The 24,367-nt window shown below is 38.5% G+C and carries 18 protein-coding genes; 7 read left to right on the top strand and 11 right to left on the bottom strand.

Annotation, left to right across the window (positions count from 1 at the left end; translation table 11 throughout):
• Nucleotides 1-86 precede the first annotated feature (86 nt).
• Both P9B04_RS07270 and P9B04_RS07265 read right to left on the bottom strand, forming a co-directional pair.
• A complete protein-coding gene (locus P9B04_RS07270) occupies nucleotides 87-1,055 on the bottom strand; it encodes a M48 family metallopeptidase (protein WP_342054330.1) in 969 nt (322 codons plus the stop codon).
• A 220-nt stretch (nucleotides 1,056-1,275) separates the two neighbouring features.
• Nucleotides 1,276-2,559 (bottom strand): glycoside hydrolase family 10 protein, encoded by a 1,284-nt coding sequence (locus tag P9B04_RS07265; protein ID WP_342054329.1) that lies wholly within the window; start codon nucleotides 2,557-2,559, stop codon nucleotides 1,276-1,278.
• A 778-nt stretch (nucleotides 2,560-3,337) separates the two neighbouring features.
• On the opposite strand from P9B04_RS07265, the gene P9B04_RS07260 reads away from it, so the two are divergent.
• From P9B04_RS07260 to P9B04_RS07245, 4 genes are all read left to right on the top strand, one after another.
• Nucleotides 3,338-4,462, top strand: a complete 1,125-nt coding sequence (locus P9B04_RS07260; protein WP_342054328.1) for an RNA polymerase sigma factor, RpoD/SigA family — start codon at nucleotides 3,338-3,340, stop codon at nucleotides 4,460-4,462.
• Nucleotides 4,463-4,963: 501 nt separating this feature from the next.
• Complete coding sequence (locus P9B04_RS07255) at nucleotides 4,964-6,802, top strand: NAD(P)H-quinone oxidoreductase subunit F (RefSeq protein ID WP_342054327.1); 1,839 nt, start codon at nucleotides 4,964-4,966, stop codon at nucleotides 6,800-6,802.
• Nucleotides 6,803-6,840: 38 nt separating this feature from the next.
• Entirely contained in the window at nucleotides 6,841-8,334 is a 1,494-nt protein-coding gene (locus P9B04_RS07250; RefSeq protein ID WP_342054326.1) for an NADH-quinone oxidoreductase subunit M, read from the top strand.
• 36 nt (nucleotides 8,335-8,370) lie between these two features.
• Nucleotides 8,371-9,672, top strand: coding sequence for a CO2 hydration protein (locus P9B04_RS07245; RefSeq protein ID WP_342054325.1), 1,302 nt, complete (start codon nucleotides 8,371-8,373; stop codon nucleotides 9,670-9,672).
• A 433-nt stretch (nucleotides 9,673-10,105) separates the two neighbouring features.
• Here the strand turns inward: P9B04_RS07245 and P9B04_RS07240 are convergent, their stop codons facing one another.
• The 4 genes from P9B04_RS07240 to ntcA are packed head-to-tail and all read right to left on the bottom strand — an operon-like array spanning nucleotide 10,106 to nucleotide 13,544.
• Nucleotides 10,106-10,954: a sulfotransferase family protein gene (locus P9B04_RS07240; protein WP_342054324.1), complete on the bottom strand. Its 849-nt coding sequence runs from the start codon at nucleotides 10,952-10,954 to the stop codon at nucleotides 10,106-10,108.
• Between the two features lie 11 nt (nucleotides 10,955-10,965).
• The gene (locus tag P9B04_RS07235; protein WP_342054323.1) at nucleotides 10,966-11,385 is read right to left on the bottom strand and encodes a pre-16S rRNA-processing nuclease YqgF; all 420 of its coding nucleotides are present in this window, start codon (nucleotides 11,383-11,385) and stop codon (nucleotides 10,966-10,968) included.
• Complete coding sequence (locus P9B04_RS07230; protein ID WP_342054322.1) at nucleotides 11,382-12,842, bottom strand: DUF3084 domain-containing protein; 1,461 nt, start codon at nucleotides 12,840-12,842, stop codon at nucleotides 11,382-11,384. Before P9B04_RS07230 ends, P9B04_RS07235 begins: the two co-directional genes overlap by 4 nt.
• Nucleotides 12,843-12,866: 24 nt before the next feature.
• A complete protein-coding gene (gene ntcA / locus P9B04_RS07225) occupies nucleotides 12,867-13,544 on the bottom strand; it encodes a global nitrogen regulator NtcA (RefSeq protein ID WP_008277872.1) in 678 nt (225 codons plus the stop codon).
• A gap of 230 nt (nucleotides 13,545-13,774) precedes the next feature.
• On the opposite strand from ntcA, the gene fabI reads away from it, so the two are divergent.
• Both fabI and P9B04_RS07215 read left to right on the top strand, forming a co-directional pair.
• Nucleotides 13,775-14,554, top strand: coding sequence for an enoyl-ACP reductase FabI (gene fabI, locus P9B04_RS07220; protein WP_342054321.1), 780 nt, complete (start codon nucleotides 13,775-13,777; stop codon nucleotides 14,552-14,554).
• A gap of 62 nt (nucleotides 14,555-14,616) precedes the next feature.
• On the top strand, nucleotides 14,617-15,690 hold the full coding sequence (locus tag P9B04_RS07215; protein ID WP_342054320.1) for an ankyrin repeat domain-containing protein: 1,074 nt from the start codon (nucleotides 14,617-14,619) through the stop codon (nucleotides 15,688-15,690).
• Here P9B04_RS07215 and thrC read toward each other — a convergent pair.
• Entirely contained in the window at nucleotides 15,687-16,814 is a 1,128-nt protein-coding gene (gene thrC, locus P9B04_RS07210) for a threonine synthase (protein WP_342054319.1), read from the bottom strand. The two genes, P9B04_RS07215 and thrC, sit on opposite strands and share 4 nt — an antisense overlap.
• Nucleotides 16,815-16,885: 71 nt before the next feature.
• Nucleotides 16,886-17,389, bottom strand: coding sequence for a tetratricopeptide repeat protein (locus tag P9B04_RS07205; protein ID WP_342054318.1), 504 nt, complete (start codon nucleotides 17,387-17,389; stop codon nucleotides 16,886-16,888).
• A gap of 224 nt (nucleotides 17,390-17,613) precedes the next feature.
• On the opposite strand from P9B04_RS07205, the gene P9B04_RS07200 reads away from it, so the two are divergent.
• A complete protein-coding gene (locus tag P9B04_RS07200) occupies nucleotides 17,614-19,083 on the top strand; it encodes a M16 family metallopeptidase (protein ID WP_342054317.1) in 1,470 nt (489 codons plus the stop codon).
• A 181-nt stretch (nucleotides 19,084-19,264) separates the two neighbouring features.
• On the opposite strand, the gene P9B04_RS07195 is transcribed toward P9B04_RS07200, so the two are convergent.
• From P9B04_RS07195 to P9B04_RS07185, 3 genes are all read right to left on the bottom strand, one after another.
• Complete coding sequence (locus P9B04_RS07195; protein ID WP_342054316.1) at nucleotides 19,265-20,659, bottom strand: efflux RND transporter periplasmic adaptor subunit; 1,395 nt, start codon at nucleotides 20,657-20,659, stop codon at nucleotides 19,265-19,267.
• Between the two features lie 266 nt (nucleotides 20,660-20,925).
• Nucleotides 20,926-22,155 carry an aldo/keto reductase gene (locus P9B04_RS07190; RefSeq protein WP_342054315.1) on the bottom strand — a complete coding sequence of 410 codons (1,230 nt, stop codon included), beginning with the start codon at nucleotides 22,153-22,155 and terminating at the stop codon, nucleotides 20,926-20,928.
• An 83-nt stretch (nucleotides 22,156-22,238) separates the two neighbouring features.
• Nucleotides 22,239-24,329, bottom strand: a complete 2,091-nt coding sequence (locus tag P9B04_RS07185) for a thioester reductase domain-containing protein (protein WP_342054314.1) — start codon at nucleotides 24,327-24,329, stop codon at nucleotides 22,239-22,241.
• Nucleotides 24,330-24,367: the final 38 nt, after the last annotated feature.

The raw sequence follows: 24,367 nt of genomic DNA, 5'->3' as shown, positions 1-24,367 counted from the left end.
CAGTATAGAATTTACTTAAGAAAATATTAACTTAAATTTTAATAATCATTGTTTGATACTAAACTCATACATTTAAGAGTTTAGGTTTAATTATTTTGATTATTCCCTTGATTTTTGATTTTCTCTATCTCTCTCTCTAAATCTTGGATTTGTTTTCTCAATTTTTCTGCCTCTTCGTTTTTTTCTACTGTTACAGTATTGCTTTTTGAGGAAGTTTTATAGTTCCCTTCACGTATATTTTGATACTCCCTAGAATTAGCCCAGTTTTGTAAGTAATGAACTCGGTCAACAGGAAAAGGATGACTTAAGAAGACACCATTGCCACCATTATAAATAAGAAACTTATAAAGTTGATTTAGATCATCTTCCTCTAACTCTCGATAGAGTTCCGCTTGTTTTAAAAACTCATCTAAATGACATTCATGGGCATACTTATGGCTACCTCCTGCCATTTTCATCATCATTTTAAAAATGGTTTCTGTATCATCAATTACCAATAAAGAGGCTCTATCTGCAGACAATTCTGCTTTTCTGCGCCATTCATAAAAAGCAAAAATCAACCCACTACTAATAATATTACCCAATCCTAGGGTCAATTCCCCAAATAAGGAAGTTGCATTCATGGCCCAAATTGCCATTTGAATTAATAAGCTGTGTTCGCATTTTATATGTCCTAATTCGTGGGCGATAACAGTTCGTAATTCTATCTCTTCAGTTAAATCTAATAAACCTGCGTTTAAGACAATATAAGGTTGCTGTTGTCCTAAAGAATAGGCGTTGGCAATGGGGTTTTGACTAACAAAAATTAAGGGTTCCAAGTCAATAGCTAAATCATAAACTGTTTCCCTAAAAATGCCGTACAGTGTACTATATTGGCGCGGACCAACCTTGATACTATTTCCCATCAAAGAGATTTGTTGGGGTCGTTCATAGAGATATTCCATAAAATTAGTGGCAAGCAAATCAAACCCAGGGACGCTTCTTAAGGTTTGTTCTGCTTGTGTATCTAAAGGATGACGAAAGGCCTCGCTTGATAGTCCAGGATAACTAGGCATTTTTTCTTGTGATTAATTTCTCGATGACTCATAATATATTGTACATTTTAACTAAAATAACTATATAATTTTCAAGCATTTAGATTGTTATGAAGGGGTAGCATTGCTAACCTGAGTTCGGTATGAGAAGATTTGTCGAGACTAGGAGCGTTAAACACCTATTATCTCGTCAGAAAATACTTAACACCGAACTTAGGTTGCTACACCTCCACTGACTAACTTAGCTTTTCATCAAAGGACGATTCACAGAAGTTGGAAAAATCTGCTTAAACATCGATTGACGCTCTTTCGGCGATTTAGGTCCAAAATTCCAGAGACTCTCGTAGAAAAAGAAGGAAACACCTGCAAATTTTTGATTACGAGTTTCTTCTACTTGGTCGTTGATACGTTGCATGGGAACAGGACGACCTTTTAAACCAGACAAAACACCCACAGCAAAAGGAATATTTGCTTTAGCTTGTCGAACTTCAGGTTGATTAATTTCTCGCTGAAAATCTACCATATTGGGTCTATAGACCTGTAACACCAATTCTTCAATGAGTCCTTTTCTTTCCCAACTGTGCCAGTCTAAAAGAAAACAGTTTTTTGAGAAGGTTTGAGGGTTAGGAGAAACGGAAACCATAATATCAGGTTTTACTGCTTTAACAGCGGCAAAAACTTCTCCCATGTATTCGGTAATTTTATTTGCTCTCCATTCAGTCCATTCGCTCCAAGCAGTCTCTTTAGCTATACAGTTATTCCTCCCCATTTGTAGATAGCTAGGTGTTGCTGGTGGAAGTTTTCCATTATGTTCTTTTTGATAAAGTTGTACAGTAACATCGTCGTAACCAAAATCAAAAGGAATCCCAAAATGATCATCAACTTGGATACCGTCAATGTCGTAGTTACTAACAATTTCAACCAGTAAATCAGTTAAAAATTCTTGAACTTCAGGATTAAAGGGACTTAACCAAACTCTTTCGTGAACATTGCCTTCTAACCACATGGTACTGTCATCTTGACGCTTTGTTAACCAATCTTGATGCCGTTTAACTAGCTCAGAATCTTTCGGGGCCATAAATCCAAATTCAAACCAAGGAATAACAGACATTCCTTTATCATGACCTTGAGCGACAATTTCTTTGAGAAGATCCCGATTTTGTAGTCCTTCGGTTGGATCTATCTTTTTACCAACAACCGATTGAGCTACTTGAGAGGGATATAGGGTATAACCCCAATTCCAAACTGTAGGATACAAAGTATTAAAATTGAGTTCATCAAGGGTGTTAATTGCTTCGGTTAGGGTTGTTGGGTCAAATAAAACTTTGCTATCAACATTAGTCAACCACACCCCTCTAATTTCTGCTGGTTGGTTACGAGACTGAGCAGAAAAAGGCAGACTAAAGGGGATTAAAGTTAAATAGATACCAAAGCATACCAGAAAAATGAGCCAACTTTGGCGACCCCAACGACGACTAAATTTAACTAGTGCATCAGCACTTTTATCAAATAGGTTTTGTTTCATGATTTTTAGTTCGATGGTACTTCCATTAAATGAGTGAGAATGAAAGTGTCCCAGTACGGGATAAGGTTATGCTTCAGGAGTTAATCGAGGAGTTAACCTAAAATAGCTTACTATAACTTTACATATTAACACTAGAATATTCTTCTGTTTGTTGTGGTGTGTTACTTTAAATTAAAATCTACATATTTTCATCATTTTTTTGCCTATGTAAGCTACAGTATAAATATATACAATGATTGTGTTTTTTCGATTTTCTTTATTAAGTTATCTGAGATTATTACTTAACAAAACTTTATATCAAAAAGGATGAAAAATTTACTCTAAATCAGATAAGTTAGTTAGTAGCAAAAGTAAACATCATTCCTGTAGTGTGAAGGAGACAATCAAATGTTAAAAATATTCTATAGTTTATCCTCAAAAACTACTTTTCCAATTGATCAATCGCTTTTTTGTGATTAGACAGACAAAACGCCTGAGTAATTCTGGTAGCCTGATAGACAGCCAGTTTTATTTAAACCTTGATGGACTCAGGCTGGAGGTGATAGTCACTAGATTAAATAGCAAGATTAAAATTTATCTTTTGTTAATCTTTTTGACCCTATTATGGCTAGTAGTTGGTATCCAAAAATGACATTAGTTAATCATTAAGACAACCTTAAAATTTTATAGATTAAACTGATACCAAATTATCCATAATTCCTGACATAGCTGACCTTATCTCCTCTCCCATTGTTCCCGAACTTGTTAAACAGGTTTTACTCCTCGGAAATATCAGCTTATGAACACGACACAAATGATGCAAACGGAATCAACCAACGAATTTTTACCCTCTGAAATCGCAGCAGAGGAAATTGAACAAACAGAGAACGAATTACAATCTGTTGAAGTCGAACTTTCTTCCTTATCCGATGAATTAGGTAATCAATATCCAGAGGGATATCGCAAAACGGTTTCTGATGATACAGTTGGGGCGTTTTTTAAAGAGATGTCTCGCTATCCTTTGTTAAACGCAGAAGAAGAGATACAATTAGCTCACCATGTTCAATTCTTAGTGCAGGCAGAAGAGAGCAAACAAAAACTGCGAGAAGAATTACAACGCTATCCCAACAAAGCAGAATGGGCCAAAGCCATGGGTTTCGAGACTGCTAAGCAATTTGACCATCGTCTACACCGAGGACGAACGGCTAAACGGAAAATGATTCGTTCTAATTTACGTTTGGTGGTATCTATTGCTAAACGCTATCTCAATCGTGGTGTACCTTTCCTGGATTTAATTCAAGAGGGGGCGATCGGGTTAAATCGAGCAGCAGAAAAATTTGATCCCAATAAGGGGTACAAATTTTCTACCTATGCTTATTGGTGGATTCGCCAAGCTATCACTCGGACTATTGCGAACGATGCGAGAACCATTCGTTTACCAATCCACGTCGTGGAAAAATTAAACAAACTGAAAAAAGCGCAACGGGTTCTCAAGCAAAAATTGCAACGTAATCCCAACGAAAAAGAACTAGCTGATGAGTTAGAAGTGACTCCCCCACAACTGCGTCAGTTATTGCAACTAAGGAGACAGTCTTTATCTTTAAACCATCGGGTTGGGAAAGGAGAAGACACAGAGTTGGTCGATTTACTTGAAGATCAAGACTTACAACTTCCTGAAGAGTTGATGAACGAAGGGATGTTACAGTACGAAGTTTCGGCGGTGTTGAGTGATGTTTTGACCCAACGAGAAAAAGATGTTATTTCTTTGCGTTATGGTTTGTGTACTTCTCAACCCCATACCTTAGAAGAAGTGGGAGGAATTTTTAATTTATCCCGCGAGAGAGTTCGTCAAATTCAAAGTAAAGCTATGCGTAAGTTACGTCGGCCTCAAGTTGCCCGTCGTCTTAAAGGATGGCTACATTGAAGAGAATGAAATGGGTATAGGGTGGGGAAACAAACTCACCAACTATACCTATTTTTAATAATGGACAATGGATAATTGTTATTCCGAGGAAACGACAAATTTCGTTAAAATCCTAATCATCCTGTCTAGTAAGTTGGTAGGGAAAAGTCCTAATGAGGGAAGTTTAATAAGTTAGGGAAAAATAACTTAACTAGAAAATATTAATATGTTTATTCATGTTGCAAGGAATATTTAAAGACTTTGATATTAAAAATTACTTGCTTATTAAACGGTAGTTTGAATTAAGTAGTGAAAATTAATCTAGATGAGTTGAAGTTGTGCAATTTGTACTTACTTAATTATTAAGTTATCTTATCGGACTAAAGCGGTGTAGAATAAACCATTAAATTGCTTATATTAACTATAAGACACTCTTATAGTCTGTCTCATAGACCAAATTCTATGAATTTGGTTTAATATATATAAGCAAATCAATGTAAAACTAACTATCGATAAATACAAATGATTGAAGCCTTAAGTCAAACGATTTGGCTAGTTCCTTTGTATGCACTGACTGGTGCCATACTTGCAATACCGTGGTCTCCTGGAATTATTCGAGAAACTGGCCCTAGACCATCGGGTTACGTTAACTTGTTGATGACTTTTATCGCCCTCATACACAGTTTAGTGGCTTTAGTGGATACATGGGCAAAACCAACAACTTATTTATCCTTTTCTTGGCTAAATGCAGCTGATTTAAACATCACTTTTGATATTGAAATCTCTACTATAACCATTGTGGCATTGGTATTAATTACTGGGTTAAATTTATTAGCACAGATTTATGCCGTAGGCTATATGGAAATGGACTGGGGGTGGGCAAGATTTTACTCTTTAATCGCTCTTTTTGAAGCAGGAATGACTACCCTTGTGTTGTGTAACTCCCTATTTTTTAGTTATGTTGTCCTAGAAATTCTTACATTAGGGACATATCTATTAATTGGTTTATGGTTCAATCAATCATTAGTAGTAACTGGTGCTAGAGATGCTTTTCTAACCAAGCGGGTAGGAGACTTAATTCTACTTATGGGAGTAGTGGCGTTGTTACCTTTGGCTGGTACTTGGAATTATAATGAGTTAGCTACTTGGGCTGAAACTACGGATATTAGTTCCACTACAGCAACATTACTCTGTTTAGCCTTAATAGCGGGTCCGTTGGGTAAATGCGCTCAATTTCCCTTACACTTATGGTTAGATGAGGCTATGGAAGGACCGATGCCAGCTACTATTTTACGAAATACTATTGTAGTATCTACCGGCGCTTGGGTGTTAATCAAAATACAACCTGTACTAGCCTTGTCTGACGTAGCTTCGACGTTTATGGTAGTAGTAGGAGCAACAACCGCTATTGGTGCCAGTTTAATCGCTATTGCTCAAATAGATATTAAGCGATCGCTATCTTATTCGGTGAGTGCATACATGGGTTTAGTGTTTATTGCCGTGGGAACCCAACAAGATGCAACAGCGTTAAAATTACTCTTAACTTATGCCATAGCTATGGCGTTATTGGTAATGAGTGTAGGTGGTGTCGTTTTGAATACCATTACCCAAGATTTAACCCAATACGGCGGTTTATGGTCTCGTCGTCCCATTTCTGGAATATGTTACTTAGTTGGGGCGGCATCCCTCATAGGTTTTCCCCCTTTAGGCTGTTTTTGGACTTTAACAGAAATGGCTGATCATCTTTGGTCCCGTTATCCCCTATTAGTGGTGATTATGCTACTGGTGAATTGGTTAACTGCTTTTAGCTTGACACGGGAGTTTAGCCTTATTTTTGGGGGGAAACCGAAACAAATGACTGTGCGATCGCCTGAAGGGTTATGGGCGTTGGTTTTACCCATGATGTTTACTATGGGGTTAGCATTGCACGTTCCCATCTTACTGTATGGATGGAAGTTACTACCAGTATGGCAGGTATTGAATTTAACAGTGGCGGGATCATTTACCATTACAAGTTTAATCGGTGCTGGAATCGCAGCTTATATTTATCTCAATGAGGATATTCCTAAACCTATTCAACTACCTTATAAATGGCTACAAAACTTTTTTGCTTACGATCTTTACACAGCAGAATTTTATCGTGTCACTATTGTCTTTATAGTGGGCTTAATTTCTAGGGTTATCTATTGGTTTGATCGCTATTTAGTTGATGGAGTAATTAACTTAGTGGGACTAGCGACCATCTTTGGAGGAGAAACCTTAAAGTATAATGCTTCCGGTCAAACTCAATTTTACTTTTTGTCAATTTTTCTAGGTGTTATTCTCTTTGTTGGTATGATTTTTTCCAACTTCATCTTTTAATCAACTACCGTCGAAAATATCATTGAACTAGAATAAAAATGCTAACTTTTTTGCTTTTCTTCCCTATTTTGGGTTCGGTTATTATTGGTTTAACACCAGGAAAATTAGAATCTTCTCGTCTGCGACAAATTACGGCTATTTTAGCTTTCATCATCTTTGGAGCTACTATTTGGCTCTTAACTCAGTTTGATTTGAGTAATACGGGTTGGCAATTCTCTGAATATGTACCTTGGTCAGATTTTATTGGCTTGAGCTACAGTTTAGGTGTTGACGGCCTATCTTTACCTTTGATTGCTTTAAATGGTCTCTTGACAATTATTGCGATTTATAGTACCGGGGAAAATGTTGAAAGACCCCGTTTATATTATGCTCTAACCTTGCTAATAAACGCAGGGATTACAGGAGCATTAGCAGCCCAAAACCTGTTATTATTTGTTATTTTTTACGAACTAGAGCTAATTCCTTTTTACCTGATGATTGCCATTTGGGGAGGGGAAAAAAAGGGCTATGCTTCTACTAAGTTTTTGCTATACACAGCAGTTTCTGGATTGTTAGTTTTAGCTGCTTTTTTGGGCATCGGCTTTCTCAATGGTGCTAGCAGTTTTGACTACGATATCATTACCACAGAAGGGTTAGAATTAAACACCAAACTAATACTATTGACCGTTCTTTTAATCGGGTTTGGCATCAAAATTCCTTTGGTTCCTCTTCATACTTGGCTACCGGATGCTTATACCGAAGCATCTCCTGCTATCACTCTTCTGTTAGGAGGAATATTGGCTAAATTAGGAACCTATGGCTTAATTAGGTTTGGTTTACAGCTATTTCCCGATGCTTGGGCTATTGTTGCCCCAGGATTAGCTATTATTGGAACTGTAAGCGTGTTGTATGGAGCCTTAAGTGCGATCGCTCAAAAAGATATTAAACGAATGGTTGCCTACAGTTCCATCGGCCACATGGGTTACATTTTAGTTGCGGCAGCAGCAGGAACTCGATTAAGCATTTTAGGAGCAGTAGCGCAAATGATCAGCCACGGCTTAATTTTAGCCCTCTTGTTCCATTTAGTGGGAATTGTGGAGCGAAAAGTAGGAACCCGTGACTTAGACCTACTCAACGGTTTGATGAACCCCATACGAGGTTTACCCCTCACCAGCGCATTATTAATCACTGCAGGAATGGCGAGTGCTGGAATTCCTGGTTTAGTAGGCTTTGCCGCCGAATTTATTGTATTTCAGGGCAGTTTTGCTACTTTTCCCATTCCCATCATACTTTGTATCATTGCTTCGGGATTAACCGCTGTTTACTTCGTCATTTTGCTTAATCGTACTTGCTTCGGTAAATTAAATAACGAACAAGCATATTATCCCAAAGTTTTACCATCTGAAACCATACCCTCTCTTGTTCTCACTGCCATCATTTTAGTGCTTGGTTTACAACCCAACTGGTTACTAAGATGGATTGAACCTACCACAGATTTATTTGTTGTTAACATTAATAAGATTGAACAAGTCGCTGTGAACAGTGAGCAGTAAACACCGCTAACTGATAACTTATAACTCAAATTGACCATGACACAAACAATCATTAATCCTACTGCAAAACTACCTCCATCGACCCATCCTTTTGCTAATATTATTCATCGCTTAGAAGCCGGTGGCTCAATGTTACCAGACACCCCAGAAAATCTAATGCAAATCATTGGGATTTATAAAGCTTATGCTGTACCGATGGACTTCTATTGGCGAGACTTATTATACATTGCAGAAAGAGTATTTTTAGAGCCTGTTCCCTTCTTCAAATATTTCTTACCTCAAGAATATTTGGATTTAGAAAACCATTACGCAGGGGATGATGCTGATTTAAAAGTATGGCGAGGAAAAGCAACAGCACACCCTGAACTTTTAGCATTTATGGAGAAGGGAAAAACCCAGAAAATGCCCAAAATTTTCCATCATTTATGGCACGATCGCATTAATATGGAATTTGCAGAAGCCTGTATGCGAGCGATGTTATGGCATGGTAGAGATATGGGATTTGGTAAGTTTGATGCTTACTTAGATACAGATGAATATAAAGCCAACGCAGACAAAGCAATTAAAGCTTATTTTAAGAATAATCCTGCTATGTTGGGGTTATATAAACTCTTCCCTGAGATGTTTCTTGAACAAGTTAGACAACTTTCTTATTATTCCAATTTAGGATTATTTTGGGAAGTTATGGCCCCTGTATTTTTTGAAATGTCCGATATTTACGATGAAGGAGGTTTTAAAGGGGTTCCCGATGCTATGGACTTCTTAATTAATGGCATTTTTGCTGTTTCTGGCCGTCCCATTTATCATCACGTTTATGTTGGCAATGAATGTTACGAAATTATCCCAAAATCTAAGGGATTTATGTGGCTTTATGAAGCAGCTTTACCTTATGTTGAAGCAGTGTTTTATCGCACAGCACCCTTTAGGGGAACTAAGTCTTATAACGCACAAGCCAAACAAGTTCCCGAAGATCAAAAAGACTTCCATTATGGCATTTTGTATGCTGATGTTTTCCCGATAGGAACAGCCGGTATTCCTCCTACATTGTTAATGGATGATATGTACCATTTTTTGCCTGATTATCTACAAGAATATTACCAAGAACATTGTCGTGGTAAAAGTGATGTATTGATTCAATTAGGGATTACTTTCCAGCGATCTATGTACAATGTAACCTCTGCAGTTATTCAAGCTTTACGTCAAGCTTTGTTATATCCTTTAGACGATGAAAATCCGAAACATTTACTCAAGAATCGCCAATTTTTTGAATCACAAGTAGACAGATTTATACGCCCAGAGGCTCGTTTAAGAGACATTCAAAGTCAATCTTACCGCTAGAAATTTTGTGAATAATTACAGAGAATAATTGGAAACTAGATTTATTTCAATTATTACCGTAGGTTTGTTATTTTTGTATTGGATAACATGGTTTTAACCAAAAGCTATCCTAACATAAAACCTTATTACTCACATCTTGCATCTTCGATAAAACTGGCTGGTTTGTAAGCGTTCAGCTATCAGCTATCAGCTGAAACATATTAATCCCTATCATCTACTGTGAGTAAGATTAAACAAATGCTGAACGCTGTGCGATAGCGCCGGAACGGAGTGAGGAACTGCTTACTGCTGACTAATTTAAGTTGTTCTATACTGGTGCAAGATATCAGTATTAGGGATGTTTCTCGAAAACGTCTCTATCCCATCAATAAGTTAGATTAATTAACAATAACAGTGTTAAGAGTAAATTGCAAATTAAAACACACAATCAAAATTATTTGACTTCATAACCAAAATGACGTAATTGTTGACCAGCAATCTTATTGAAAGTTTCAATTTCCTGTTGAGAAAGTTCTTTTTTATGACGTTGAATACTAGAATCGTTAATTTTAGAAGAAAGTTTAGCAAATACAGTCGTTTTAATCTTTGTGATTGCGTTATTGGAGTATTTTGCAGGTTCTAGTTGTTGAGGGTGATAGTTTTCTCCGATGAAGGACATCATCGCTTTAATGGTGGTTTCTGGCTGCGATGCTAAGGTTTCATATTGAACATCTAAAATATTATCTCGATTACCTAATTCTATTCTACTATTAAGACATTTTCGCCAATATTTTGCATAGCGTTCAACTGAACTTCTTTGAACAACATTTTTATGATATTTTGCTGAGCAATAACCATCCCTTCCATCTCTTACCATGTGAATAAATTTTGAATTAGGAAAATATTTAGTTAAAAATCCTAATCGTAAAATGTGCTGAGGAGTTTTTTCCACATAATATTTAGCTTCTGGGTACTGATTTAAAATCTCATGGGTAAAAACATCAAAAAATTCGACAATATCATGACATTTTTGCCGTAGTGCATCCATTCTTTTGGGTTTAATGCCTTTAAATCTAAAACTAAAAATATCACGATAAGTAAAAAATGCGGTTTCGTAACCAGGTCCAATTAAATAGGGATGAGATGTTAAAATTAATTTGGCTAAAGTTGTGCCACTTCTAGGCGCACCTAAAACAAAAATATGTTTTTGTGTGGATGCTTCTTGGGGAAAACGCCAAATAATATTTTTGGGTAAATGGTACGGATTTTTTATAAATTGATTAATAACTTGTGGTAAGGTCATTTATTTTTCCCTCATTTAATATTCTTAAAATACCTTTCTATTAGTAAAATAGCAACAATATCGTCGATTGGACGGGGAGGATTTCGCATTCCTTTGGGTAGCAGAAGTGTTAATCCTTTGGGTGGGTGCATTTGCCAATAGCGATCACGCGCCTCTAAAGTGCTATTTCGTTCGTCTATGAGTGTGATAGACACAGATGCTAATAATTCATCTTTTAACCGTTTTTTCCACTGTTTAGATGTTGTTTGATTTCCCATCACCAACAGTTTAACATCAAACTTTTTAATAAGATCATTAAGGATAGAAATAGCTTGAGAAGATTCTACCACCTCATGATAATAAATATTCCCTTTTTCATCGGTAATAGCCACGCCACATTTATCTCTACCCGGGTCAAAACCTAATATTTTTGATAATCTTTCTTGGCTCATGATTCTCCTCGAGTTTCTATAACAATTTCTCCATTCCGAACTCCTAGCAATTTTAATTCAAGAGGTCCAATGGTTTTGGTATCTTTTACTGTAACAGCTCTTAATTCATTTAATCCCCCCTCAGATTTTTTAATTTCTTCTATAAAATCTACCACTGTTTTAAGTCTACCATCTCCTACTTGAATTCCACCTAAAACTCCAGAACGGCGAGCGCGAAACTGGGTAGCAGAAAGTAGTAAATCTAACCTTTCTTGAATAATTTCGTCGGTTAATTCTAGAGAGTCCATCGAAATAATAGCAATGGTTTCTCCCTCATTAAAAATTTTCTGATTCAAAGCAATATCAGCAAATACTCTCACCTCTTTTTCTCCTTGAACATAGTTTCCTGCTGCAATAATTCTCACAACATATTCTCTTCCATCTTGTAACTGTTGCACTAATTGTTCAACCTGTCCTTGGGTAATTTTAACAACTCTTTCATCCGGTTTAACTGTTTCTTTTCCCACTAATTCTATTGCTGTTCGGTTAGCTTGTCGCAACAGTTCATCCACTACATCGGTTCCTGCTTTTGGAACGACTAAACGTACTGCTCCAATAGATAAAACTTGACCTCTGACAATAGCAATTTTTCTTTCCCTTAGTTCTTGATAAGTTTGATAATACTGTTCCAAGATTGCCACTTGTCGTTGTAGATAACTAGATTCTCTTTCCAATTGTTGCAACCTAAATTCTCTTTCTTTAAGAGCCGTATCTTTTTCATTAATAGCTTGATCTAATTTAGTAATTTCAGCATCTCTTCTATTAATCTCTGCTTGCAAAGTCCCCTGTCTCTCTTCTAAACTTTGTAAGCGTTTTTGACGCTCGTTTAAAATACGAGTTTGTTGAGCAATTTGAGCCTTTCCCTCGGTTAATTCTTGATCTCTTTTACTAACCTCTTGTTTAAGTTGACTAATTTCTTTGTCCAATTCTATTTTATTTTCTCTGAGTTCTTTTCTTTCGTTGAGTAAGGTTTGAATATCGGCTTTTAATTTAACTGCTTGACCCGAAACCTCTTTGAGTTTTTCTTTAGCTTGGTTAAAATTTTTGTTGGTAGACTGTAACTTTTGTTCGACGTTTCTTTGTTCTTGTTTTGTCTTTTGCAATTCCTGTTCAACGCCTTCTTTATCACTACCAACCCTTTCTAAATCTGCCCTAGCAATACGTAGTTGTTTTTGAATTTCATCCAACTCAAAAAGCCCTTCCCGCAGGGATTTACTAAAAGCCAGTAAGATTCCAAAAGTCAGAGCAGCAATTAAAGTTCCTGTAAAAACAGTAACCACCACTGCAGTTTGTTTTGGTCGGAGATTGCCGATAGTCAGTCTTGCTTTTCCTACTTTGCTGCCCAAGCGATCTCCCAATGCTGCCAATAAACCTCCTAAAATGAGGACTGATACAATTAGGATGTAAGCACTGGTCATTCGCTTCTCAGGTTAACGACAAAGTTAGGCAAATTGCTGAGAGAGGGCAACCGGATTGTGAACTGTAATCTTTTTCTTATGAATGGAAATCATCTCTTCTTGGCGTAAATCTCCCAGAAGACGAGTTACTGTTACACGAGTTGAACCAATGGCCTCAGCGATAGCCTGATGGGACAATTTTAAATCAATACGAATCCCTTCAGGAGTGGGAACCCCAAAGTCTCGGCACAAAATCAATAGAAAACTAACTAGGCGCGATCCCATATCTCGGTGAGCTAGGGTTTCGATCATCATTTCCGTTTGCAGGATGCGCGAGGACAGCCCCTGAAGCATTAAAATAGATAAATCTGGGTTGTTCTTCAAGGCTTGTTCTACTTGTTCGATAGGAGACGACAACAACTCCACCGGAGTAAACGCCACTGCGTGGTAGAAACGGTCCGAGCGTTGCCCTGTAATTAAGGACAGCACCCCAAACACACTATTTTCTCTTAACAAAGCCACTGTAATTTCTTCCCCTGCTTCGTAAACCCGAGACAGTTTCACCGCCCCTTTCAGTAAGAAATAAACTCTTTCTGCGGGATCACCTGGGAAAAATATGGTTTTCCCCCGATCAAAGGCTTCAACAACGGGGGGATATGCGCCTCCACCAATGCGGCGAAAGACGGCTGCTAAAGGTTTATCTTGTGGTACAGACAATTCCATCACACTTTAATACGACACGGAAAAAACAAAGGGACTGATTGTAAAAAGGATAATTTATGGCCCCGAATAGAAACAACACTTTAACGTATCTTCAATAGTTTTTGCTACATTTTGCTTCACAATGATTTTATTGGGATAATTTATCCTTAGTTCTGTCCCTGATTATAGCCACCATTATGGAACAATGGGGGTTGGTTCGGCAGAAATTTTGCCTATTTGTCAAAATAATTATGTTAGATTTAACTGGAAAGAACGCGCTGGTTACGGGAATTGCTAACGATCGCTCCATTGCTTGGGGCATTGCTCAACAACTTCACAAAGCAGGGGCTAATCTTGCTGTTACCTATTTACCGGATGAGAAAGGGCGTTTTGAGAAGAAAGTTCGTGGTGTGGTTGAACCCATCGCTCCATCGATTATTGTGCCTTGTAACGTCCAAAACGAAGGGCAGGTGGAAGAAACTTTTAAGGCTGTTGCTGACACTTGGGGAAAACTAGATATTTTGATCCACTGTTTGGCTTTTGCTGATAAGGGAGGGTTGACCGGTGATTTTAGTGGTATTTCTCGAGAAGCTTTTAGTCAGTCCCTGGAAATTAGTACCTTTTCTCTAGCAAATATGGCTAAATACGCTAAACCGTTAATGACTGATGGCGGTAGTATCGTCACTTTGACCTACTTAGGAGGGGTGAAAGTGATTCCTAACTACAATTTGATGGGAATAGCCAAAGCAGGTCTAGAAATGAGTGTGCGTTATTTAGCCTCTGAACTGGGACCCAATAGTATTCGGGTTAATGCTATTTCCGCTGGTCCTATTCGTACTCTAGCTTCTTCTGCGGTAGGGGGGATTTTAGATATGATGCGTCATGTGGAAGAGGTTGCCCCTTTAAAACGTACCGTAACACAGTTAGAAGTGGGGAATACGGCTGCTTTTTTATCCAGTGACTTAGCTAGTGGTATTACCGGTCAAGTTATTTATGTGGATGGTGGTTACGAAATTATGGGTATGGGATGATTTAGTTTAGCTTGAAACTCCTACGGCTTGAGCTTTGCGGAAGCCGTAGGATTTTTGGTTCATTGACTCAACTTACTCTGACAGGTATTGCTACCAACCAAAATCGAGGAGGATATTACAAATACATCGATAAGATGCTCTATTCTGAAGGAAAGCCTAGCTCTGTACTTTCATGGGCAACTTTTAAAGGAAATATAGGCATAGTTGAACTTTTAATTGCAAAAGGTGCCAATCTTAATGTTTGTGATGATCGAGGTTATACTCCTTTGCATATTGCCTCGAAAGAAGGATATATGGATATAGTCAAACTGCTAATTAATAATGGAGCGGATATTAATGTACAAACCACAGATGGTTGTAGGCCTCTATACATGGCAGCATTAGGCCACAATAAAGATATTGCTCAAACTCTTCTTGATTACGAGGCATTTATGGAAGAGGATATAGCTATATTACTTGGTGATCTTCAATTAGTTAAACATTATCTTGATTTAGGAACTGACCCTAATTCTAAGATTGAAAAAGGTCTAGCCAAAGGAGAACCGTGGTTGATTGCAGCTATTGGCAGTAGAAACAAAAAAGTTGTTGAATTACTTTTAAACTATGGAGCAAATATTTATCAGAAGATTGAATCTAAAAATATTTTACCTATACATCGAGCATCAGCTTTGGGCTGTTTAGAGATTTGCCAGCTTTTAATAGCTCATGGTACAAACGTTGACATAAAGGGAGAATATAAGAGAACTTCACTTCACTGTGCCACGCAATCACGACACCAAGCAATTGTAGAATTATTATTAGATTATAATGCTGATATCAATGCTTTAGATATTGAGGGCAAAAGTGCTTTATCTATTGCCTCAGGGCATCACGATCTTCAAATAGTTGAGATTCTTTTATCTCGTGGTGCGAGAATTTATCCAATAAACGATCAAGCTTGTAATCCTCTTATTTGTGCTTGTTCTAGCCCTGGAGGAGATGAAACTATTAAAAGTCTTGTTGTTCATGGTGCCGACACCAATGTTCGAGATCTGCGAGGGTTTAGTCCACTTCACTTAGCCGTAGTACAGAATAATAAAGGTCTTGTCGAATTTCTCTTATCTAATGGTGCGCGAGAAGGTTTAGAACTCACCTAAAAACCCATTACTTCAGCTATTTCGGATAATTCTGGCTTAACCCCAGATTTAACTTGATTCTTACTGTGCTTAATAGCAGAGTCCGGATCTTTCAAACCATTTCCAGTTAAAACACACACTACAGTAGACTCCGGTGGTACTTGTTCCTTAACTTTCAATAAACCTGCTACAGAGGCTGCACTAGCTGGTTCACAGAAAATCCCTTCCTGGGCAGCTAAAATACGATAAGCTTCTAATATTTCTTCATCGGTAACAGCATTAAACTCCCCTTGACTGGCATCTTTTGCCCCCCAAGCTTTTTCCCAGTTAGCTGGGTTGCCGATGCGAATAGCTGTGGCTAAAGTTTCTGGGTTAGTAACAGGTTCCCCTGCCATAAATGGTGCCGCTCCTGCTGCTTGGAAACCCATCATTTTTGGTAGTTTATTGGTTTTTCCAAAACTATGATACTGACAAAAACCCATCCAATAAGCACTAATATTTCCTGCGTTACCTACTGGAATACATAACCAGTCGGGGGCATCTCCTAACACATCAACTACTTCAAAAGCGGCGGTTTTTTGCCCTTCTAAACGGTAAGGGTTCAAAGAGTTAACCAAAGTAACAGGATAATCTTTGGCCATATTTTTGACAACCGTTAAGGCATCGTCAAAGTTCCCTTCGATCGCAATAACTTCGGCACCGTATAATAGGGCTTGGGCTAGTTTTCCTAAAGCAACATAACCATCGGGAATAATTACAAACGGACGCATCCCTGCCCGTGTTGCGTAGGCAGCTGCAGCAGCGGAAGTGTTGCCTGTACTGGCACAAATAACAGCTTTTGCCCCGTCTTCCTTGGCTTTAGAAATAGCCATGGTCATACCCCGATCTTTGAAGCTACCGGTAGGGTTCAAACCATCGTATTTTACAAATACCTTAACTCCTTTACCCACTTGTTGAGAGATGTAGGGAACGGGTATAAGAGGGGTGTTCCCTTCGAGGAGGGTGACAACTGGGGTATTTTCCGTGACAGGAAGATAAGGACGATAGTTTTCTATTAACCCCGGCCAAGGTTTAACGTCTGAAGAAGGGGTGATTATCTTTGAGTTAGAGACTGAAGGAGGTGACGTTAGGGGTTGAACAGTCATAGGATTTGGGCAAGGGATTTGGATGGGTTAAGACAGAGATTTTCTATAGTCTGACTCTATTTTATTTTACCTTAATTGAGTAAACTTTCGATTTCTTGGTAACGAGAATTTTGTCCTTGTTGCCTTAATAATTCCTTTGCTTTTTTCGCATCGACAATCGCAGCAGAACGATCGCCTAATTGTAGATAAACTTTGGCTCTTTCCATGTATAGATCGGGAATATTTTCATTGAGGGCTAACCCTTGATTAAAATCGGCTATGGCTGCCTGATAATTTTTGACTTTAGCGTAAGCAATTCCCCTGTTATAGTAAGCTTCGACTTCACGAGGATTGAACTGTAAAATCTTGCTAAAAAGGGCGATCGCGCCTTCATAATCTCCTTGGATACCTTTTTCCATTCCTTGAATTAATAACTCATTGAGATAGGGATCAGAAATATATATTTGAGTGATTATTACAGAATTTTCTCTGAAATCTTCCTTAAGGGATCGACTCGAAACCCAATGGGGAAAACTAATGGAGATGAAAGTCAATAAGCCCAATAATAAGCGAAATTTTTTTGCTGATAAATGCACAGGTTATTCCCTAAGTATCAATGACTTAACTATTGGTATAGCAAAGGAAATTGCATGGGCAGCACATTTTAAAGATAGTCTTCAATTTTTATGTGTTCAATTACCACTACAAGTAAACTCCGAATGTGATTAATGTTAAACACCATAAAACTTAGTGTTGTAGTCCTTATAATTAACAAAGTAAGCTAGTATTTCTAGTCGAACAAAACGTCTTAACTTTATCTATGGTTGACATTTCATTTATCAAAGGATTTCGCTGGTTAGGTTTGATTTTAATAAGCACCTTGCTAGTGCTAATTTTTCGCTTGCCGGCGGCAGCCCAAACTCCAAAACACTACACCGAGTTAGAATTTCCTCCTTTACCGGAAGTTTCCCTTCCCGAGTACGAACGCTACGAACTTAGTAATGGGATGGTGGTTTATCTGATGGAAGACCACCAGTTACCCTTAGTTAAGGGAAATGCTGTCATTAAAACAGGTTCGCGACTCGAACCAGCTTCCAAGGTTGGCCTTGCTCAAACCACCGGTAGTCTTATGCGTTTAGGGGGAACTCAAACCCATGCTGCCAACAAAATGAACGAACTCCTAGAACAACGGGCTGCCCGAGTGGAAGTTAGTATCGGGACGAGTTCTGGTAGTGCTGGATTTAATACCCTCAGCGAAGATTTAGAGACAGTTTTCAACCTCTTTAGCGAAACATTACAAGAACCCGCATTTTCTCCTCAATTTCTGGCCTTAATCAAAAATCAACAACAGGGTAGTATTGCCCGTCGTAACGATGATCCAGGGAATATTGCTAGTCGGGAATTGGACAAACTAATTTATGGAGAGGACAGCCCCTATGGTCGTACCATCGAATACGAAACCATCGATAATATTACTCGGGATGATGTGGTTGCCTTTTATGAAAAATACGTGCGTCCTGAAAACATTATTTTAGGAATTGTGGGAGATTTTGAGCCACAGGCCATGAAATCTTTAATCGAAAATACTTTTGGAAAATGGCAATCTAATACCCCAGAGCCTGAGATAAAGATTCCGTCAGCCACACAAAAACAAGGTCAGGGGGTCTTTTTTGTCAATCAACCTCAACTGAACCAAAGTAATGTGTTACTGGGGCATTTAGGGGGTAAATTAGACAGCCCTGATTATCCGGTTTTGGCGGTGGTCAATGGTGTATTAAACGGGTTTGGGGGTCGTCTGTACAATAATCTGCGATCCCGTCAAGGCTTAGCTTACACTGTTTATGGGTTTTGGAGTGCTGGTTACGATTATCCTGGGATGTTCATTGCTGGGGGTCAAACTGCTTCTGAAACTACGGTACAGTTTATTACTTCTTTACTCGAAGAGGTTAAACGAGTACAGACCACTGCAATTACTTCTGATGAATTAGACTATGCTAAAGAGTCGATTTTAAACTCTTTTGTTTTTAAGTTTGAGAATCCAAGTCAAACTTTATCTCGTCTCATTACCTATGAATATTACGGGTATCCTCAAGACTTTATTTTCGACTATCAGAAAGGAATTAAAGCAACTACCATTGAGGATGTACAAAGGGTTGCTCAAGAATACCTAAAACCAGAAAAGATTGTCACTTTTGTAGTGGGGAATGAAAAAGAAATCAACCCTCCTTTATCTCAACTAGGACAAACTGTGACATCTATTGATATAACCATTCCTGAAGCTAAAAGTTAACACAAAACTTGCAGGGGCTTAATAATATGAAGCCCCTTTTTAATAGATGATCTTCTTAGACATTCATCTGTTTTGTCCTACGAGGTAGATAAGAAGAGTGGATTTGGTATTAGCAAGACTTGTGTTGAGTTTCTTGAAGTATGGTAACCTTTTGTATACAACTTGTTGATCACAAAAATAACTAATAAGAGATAGAGTCCCCGTCTTTGAGATAAGGACCACCTTTGACAACCAGGCGATCGCTACTTTGAACCCCTGCCAGAATTTCTATTCGTTGATCGGAGAGGATTTCTCCAACTTGGACAACACTAGCTTTTACCTTATCGTCCGGTTGTACCTTGTACACTAGATAGGTTCCGTCTGTTTGGGGTAAAACCGCTCCCATTGGGGCTGTGAGAACTTGACTCTTATTGGTTACGATCGCTGCAGATAAAAACATTCCTGGTTTCAGGGAATTTGTCTCCGCTAAATCAACTGCCACAATACCTTGACGGGACTCCTCGTTAATAATGGGTTCAATTTCCCTTACCCTTCCCTGAATTTTTAGACTACTGTTGGCATCAGAAGTTATGGTCACAATTTGCCCAGGACGAATGAGGGTTAACTGGGTTTCAGGAACTTTAACTTGCAATTCTAAACGTCCATCCTCAATAATCGTAAATAAGGACTGGGAGGATTTAGTAACATCACCTACTCGTGCGTCCCGTTTACTAATTTTTCCGCTCACGGGGCTGATTATCTTGGTGTCTTTGAGTCTAGCCGCATTAACCTGATACTGTGCTTTAGCCTCCGCTAATTGAGCTACCGCCTGAGCAATAACCTCTGATCTCGGACCCTTTTCTAATTGAACAAGTCGTTGTTGAGCCTCTTGAGAACTAGCTCGCATTTGTTGTAGTTGAGCCTGTTTGACCTGTGCATCGTTGAGAAGTTCATCTAAGCGATCGCGGGTGATAGCCCCATCTGTTTCTAAGCTTTGATTCCTCTCCACCCGCTTTTGAGCCAGAGTTAAATCGGCTTCAGCTTGGGTAATCTGAGACTGAATTTGTTTAACAGTAGCGCGAGCTTGGGCAATTTCTTCAACTCGATTTCCGGCCCTGAGTTCCGCTAGACGAGCTTCGTATTGAGCTACAGCAGCACGAGATTGTTGCAGTTGAGCTTGTTCTACTGAATCGTCTAAAGTTGCCAATAACTGACCTCTTTCGACAAAATCCCCTTCATCGGCGGATATTTGCTGAATTTGTAATCCCACGGCAGGAGAAAGAATGGGAATTGACTCAAAAGGTGCAACGGTTCCGGTTGCTTTGAGGGTTTGATCAACAGAATCGAAGGACACCGCCGCCACCGTCACTTTTTGAGCAGGGGATTGAGACTCATTTAAGCTAACTGGAGTCGAATTTGGGGTGCTTTGGGGAGAAACTGCCACAAATCTAGTTGCTACTAAGGTAACGACAACCCCAATCCCTACACCGAAGATAAGTTCACGTATTCTTATTCTTGAAGGGTTTTGAGGTTGGGGTAATTCTTCAGACCCAATGTCAAATTGAGAGTATTCGTCGTTGGATAAGTCTCTGGTCATAGGGATTTCTCGGTAGTGTCACGGTGACAGTTTAAGTTTTGTAAATAATTATTACAAATGCCTTTACTACATATTAGCAACCTTCTGGGACTTTTATTTGTGATTGCGCTTTTTTGTGATGGTTTTGAGATAGTGAAGAAAAAGTCTAAAATTGTCGTGTAAAAATAATTACCCCTAATTAGCAACTGGCGAACCCGAAGGGCGCAAGGGAAAGCGCAAGGCATGAGTAATAAAGCAGGACTTAAATTTTATTTTGTTCCATTGAGTCATCTAGTAAGGCTTTTAAGCGGTGTCCCGATCCCAGTCAAAATAGTTGTTATGTAGTGAAAAAATGTCTTGAAACTATGATGAAACAATAGCGATCTCTCAATTAAACGAGTAATTTTAAAAAATTTCTTTTTTTCAATGGATGAAATTTTCTTAAGAGCTAAATTTTCTCTAACATGTTCCATCTTTGTCATTCCCACAAGCGCACTAGAAAGATGGGGAGTGCTTCTAGTATATTGAAGTTTACGTTGATAATCAGTTTTAAGGTTGTTGTCAAAATCGGAAAATATATGTTTAGGGACCTTTTTATTGAGTCTCTGTCGATCAATCGAATTGCTGGCCACAGGAAAAATGTTTAAACGAGAAGCTGCCTCTAAAATGGACACTGCTTCTCCATCAATTTTCTGGGTCGGCAAAACCAGTGCTTCAAGCATAATCATATTAATGGGCAGTTGAATAAACTGGAATTTGTCTTTCTTATTGCGGGTAGCAGCCACCTCTTGAGCAATAGATTTAATCTTTTGTAAATCTAGATATCTTTTAGAAGTTGGAGACAGACGAAAGCCCCTCCAAGTTGCTAGACCATAAGCACCAATTTTCCCAGATGCAACGGCATCTTCCATTACCTCAAAAGCCTTTCTTAATTGATCGTAGAATACATCAGGTGCAAATTTTAAGAGCTGTACTTCTGGGTTGTGGATGTAATAAATATCGATAGTCTCAACTCCAAGATTGACAAGGCTACGATCCAATTGGTCTTGTAGATACTCTGGGTGCATGCAGTAAGCAGTGTTAACAAGATCATTCTCATCGATGCTAAACCTGCTGGGTTCAACATAATTCTGAGCAAACCACTCAACGCACTCAACGTGATTTTCTTTTGGATGTGGTAATACTCCGCCTTTTGTGCAGATCACAAGTTCATCTCTTGAGACTTCTCCCAACTCAAGAAGATTGCGGATGCCATCTCTTATGCTGCATTCTGCTTTCTCCTGAGCATAGCAGATGGCAGAGTCAATCATGTTAATACCACTGCGGATTGATTCTTCGATCGCTTTGGTTACAAGACCTAAGCTGTGATCTTCTAATCGATTATTGTAAGTACCAATACCAAGAGAACTCAAGGTAAGTTCTCCAACTTCATTAAAGAAAGTTTGATGACAATTTTTTAGGTGTCTTTCTCTATAACGCTGGGTTCCTTCTTTTGTCGCTTTTCCTGAAATTTTCATTTTGGATTACCTCTGTGTGAAAAATTGTGCAATGCACTTCTATTAAAATGGGAAAGGATTGAGATTTTATATTGCAATGGATTTTAGACAGAGGGCGGATGTAAAAAACCACTTTCTATTAGATAAGAGAAGTAGGTAGTCAATAACTTTGCATCTGCTGGGGGGCAAACAAGGGAAGTATTCGCAAGTCCATCTGCTGTATTCTGACAATTAAGCGCTAATGTTTTTTGGTCAGGAGGTTGTTGTTGTTTTGATGGAGCGTTTTCAGAGGCATTGTTAGCCTTGTTTCGAGTTAAAATGGGGAGCAGAGAATATAAGGGATTATCTGTAGTATTTTCAGAGGAACTCGTCAATTCTGTTTGCCACTGATCAGAAGACAGACGCTTGAGTGAGTAACCAAACTCATTTATCCAGTCAAAAAGCTGACAATAGCTAATAGGTTGATGATTGCATAGATGAAATATTTTGCTTAAAGATTCTTGTCTCATTGACAAATGAATGACTGCTTTGCTCACATAGTCTACAGGGGTCATATCTACAGCAATGTCCAAATCTGGTGCGCAATTAATCTGTATAAAACCTCTAATCATTCTATAAAGACGATCGTCTTTGTTACAGACACCTGTTTCACTATGGCCTGATATCCGTCCCAACCTGTAAATGGAAGTGGGAATTCCTCGGTCGTGTGCAATGGTAATTAACTTCTCGGCAACCCACTTAGTTTGAGGATAACCATTAGAGGGTATATATTGATGACTAAAGTTAGACAATTGTGCAATTTCTGTGACTTTAGCATGGTTTTGGGAAGATAAAACACTTACAGTTGAAATGTAGTTAATTGGTTTAACTTTGACTTTACTAGCCAATCTGATAATTTCTTCAGTTCCAAGAACATTAGCAGCTTTTAAGGTAGAGTATGAATAAACAAGATTAACTGACGCGCCATTATGATAAATGACATCAATTTTATGGATCATCATTTGGAACTGTTGCTCAGAAAGACCCAAAAGAGGCTTAGACAAATCCCCAATTACAGGAACAATGCGATCGCTAAAAGATTCATGCCAAAGCAAACTAGATTCAAGATGCTTTTGGAGCCTATTCATTCCTGATTCAAGGTCAGCAGCTCGTATCAAGCAATAAATAATAGCGTCAGTTTGTTGTAGGAGTTCATAGAGTAAGAAAGCTCCAACAAATCCTGTTGCTCCAGTCAAAAATATATTGGATGGTTGATCCACAAACTCAATAGAGGTTTCGGGATAGATCGTTTCATCTAAAACCGCTTCAGCTTTTAAAAATTCTAGGGTAATTTTCCCATCCCCTAAAGTATTTTCTGTTTGAGAAACCTCTTGGTTGACTTCAATCTTATTATTTATGGTTGCCACCGTAGCTAATTCAGCGATAGTTTGGTGTTCAAAAATGTCTTTGAAGTCCAAGTCTAATCCTGCTCTATTAGCTTTGGCAATAATTTGCGTACCAAGAAGGGAATGTCCTCCTAATTCAAAGAAGTTATTATTAATCCCTACTGTTTCTATGCCTAATGTTTCTGACCAAATACCGGCTAACAATTCCTCAATGGGTGTTGAGGGTAAGACTATATCCTCTGACGAGACGAGTATTTTTTGAGGTGCGGGTAATGCTTTGCGATCAATCTTGCCGTTGCTAGTTAGTGGTAATTCTTCTAAACTGACAAAAATACTAGGAATCATATAATCTGGTAGCTTGGCTTTCAGAAATTCCCTTATTTCTTCAATTTTAAGCTTCATATCTGATTTTGAGACTATATAAGCTACTAAGCGTTTATCTCCTGGTGTCTCTTCTCTGGCAATAACAACCGCTTCAATTACTGTTGGATGTTGAGCTATCTGCGCTTCTATTTCTCCTAGTTCAATGCGGAAACCTCGTATTTTTACCTGGTTATCTAATCTTCCTAAAAATTCAACCTTCCCATCCGCTAGATAACGCACACGATCGCCAGTTTTGTATAAACGCTGGTGAGGTTGATTGCAAAAAGGGTTAGTAATAAACCTTTCTTCTGTTAATTCTGGACGATTAAGATATCCTCTGGCTACCCCTAAGCCACCAATATACAGTTCTCCTGGTATTCCCATCGGGACAGGCTGAAGCTGCCTATCAAGAATGTACAATTGGGTATTATGCTGGCGTGGGGACACGAATACCTGAAAGCCTTACCAGATGACGAAAAGAGCCA

It is taken from the genome of Crocosphaera sp. Alani8 (assembly GCF_038442745.1).
GTDB lineage: Bacteria > Cyanobacteriota > Cyanobacteriia > Cyanobacteriales > Microcystaceae > Crocosphaera.
Note: the sequence above shows the minus strand (reverse complement) of the source record. Positions and strands in the feature narration are given on the sequence as shown.

Bases quoted from the DNA above. Each gene is read 5' to 3' on its own strand.
- P9B04_RS07270 (WP_342054330.1), bottom strand. From the start codon at position 1,055: ATGCCTAGTTATCCTGGACTATCAAGCGAGGCCTTTCGTCATCCTTTA.
- P9B04_RS07265 (WP_342054329.1), bottom strand. From the start codon at position 2,559: ATGAAACAAAACCTATTTGATAAAAGTGCTGATGCACTAGTTAAATTT.
- P9B04_RS07260 (WP_342054328.1), top strand. From the start codon at position 3,338: ATGAACACGACACAAATGATGCAAACGGAATCAACCAACGAATTTTTA.
- P9B04_RS07255 (WP_342054327.1), top strand. From the start codon at position 4,964: ATGATTGAAGCCTTAAGTCAAACGATTTGGCTAGTTCCTTTGTATGCA.
- P9B04_RS07250 (WP_342054326.1), top strand. From the start codon at position 6,841: ATGCTAACTTTTTTGCTTTTCTTCCCTATTTTGGGTTCGGTTATTATT.
- P9B04_RS07245 (WP_342054325.1), top strand. From the start codon at position 8,371: ATGACACAAACAATCATTAATCCTACTGCAAAACTACCTCCATCGACC.
- P9B04_RS07240 (WP_342054324.1), bottom strand. From the start codon at position 10,954: ATGACCTTACCACAAGTTATTAATCAATTTATAAAAAATCCGTACCAT.
- P9B04_RS07235 (WP_342054323.1), bottom strand. From the start codon at position 11,385: ATGAGCCAAGAAAGATTATCAAAAATATTAGGTTTTGACCCGGGTAGA.
- P9B04_RS07230 (WP_342054322.1), bottom strand. From the start codon at position 12,842: ATGACCAGTGCTTACATCCTAATTGTATCAGTCCTCATTTTAGGAGGT.
- ntcA (WP_008277872.1), bottom strand. From the start codon at position 13,544: ATGGAATTGTCTGTACCACAAGATAAACCTTTAGCAGCCGTCTTTCGC.
- fabI (WP_342054321.1), top strand. From the start codon at position 13,775: ATGTTAGATTTAACTGGAAAGAACGCGCTGGTTACGGGAATTGCTAAC.
- thrC (WP_342054319.1), bottom strand. From the start codon at position 16,814: ATGACTGTTCAACCCCTAACGTCACCTCCTTCAGTCTCTAACTCAAAG.
- P9B04_RS07200 (WP_342054317.1), top strand. From the start codon at position 17,614: ATGGTTGACATTTCATTTATCAAAGGATTTCGCTGGTTAGGTTTGATT.
- P9B04_RS07195 (WP_342054316.1), bottom strand. From the start codon at position 20,659: ATGACCAGAGACTTATCCAACGACGAATACTCTCAATTTGACATTGGG.
- P9B04_RS07190 (WP_342054315.1), bottom strand. From the start codon at position 22,155: ATGAAAATTTCAGGAAAAGCGACAAAAGAAGGAACCCAGCGTTATAGA.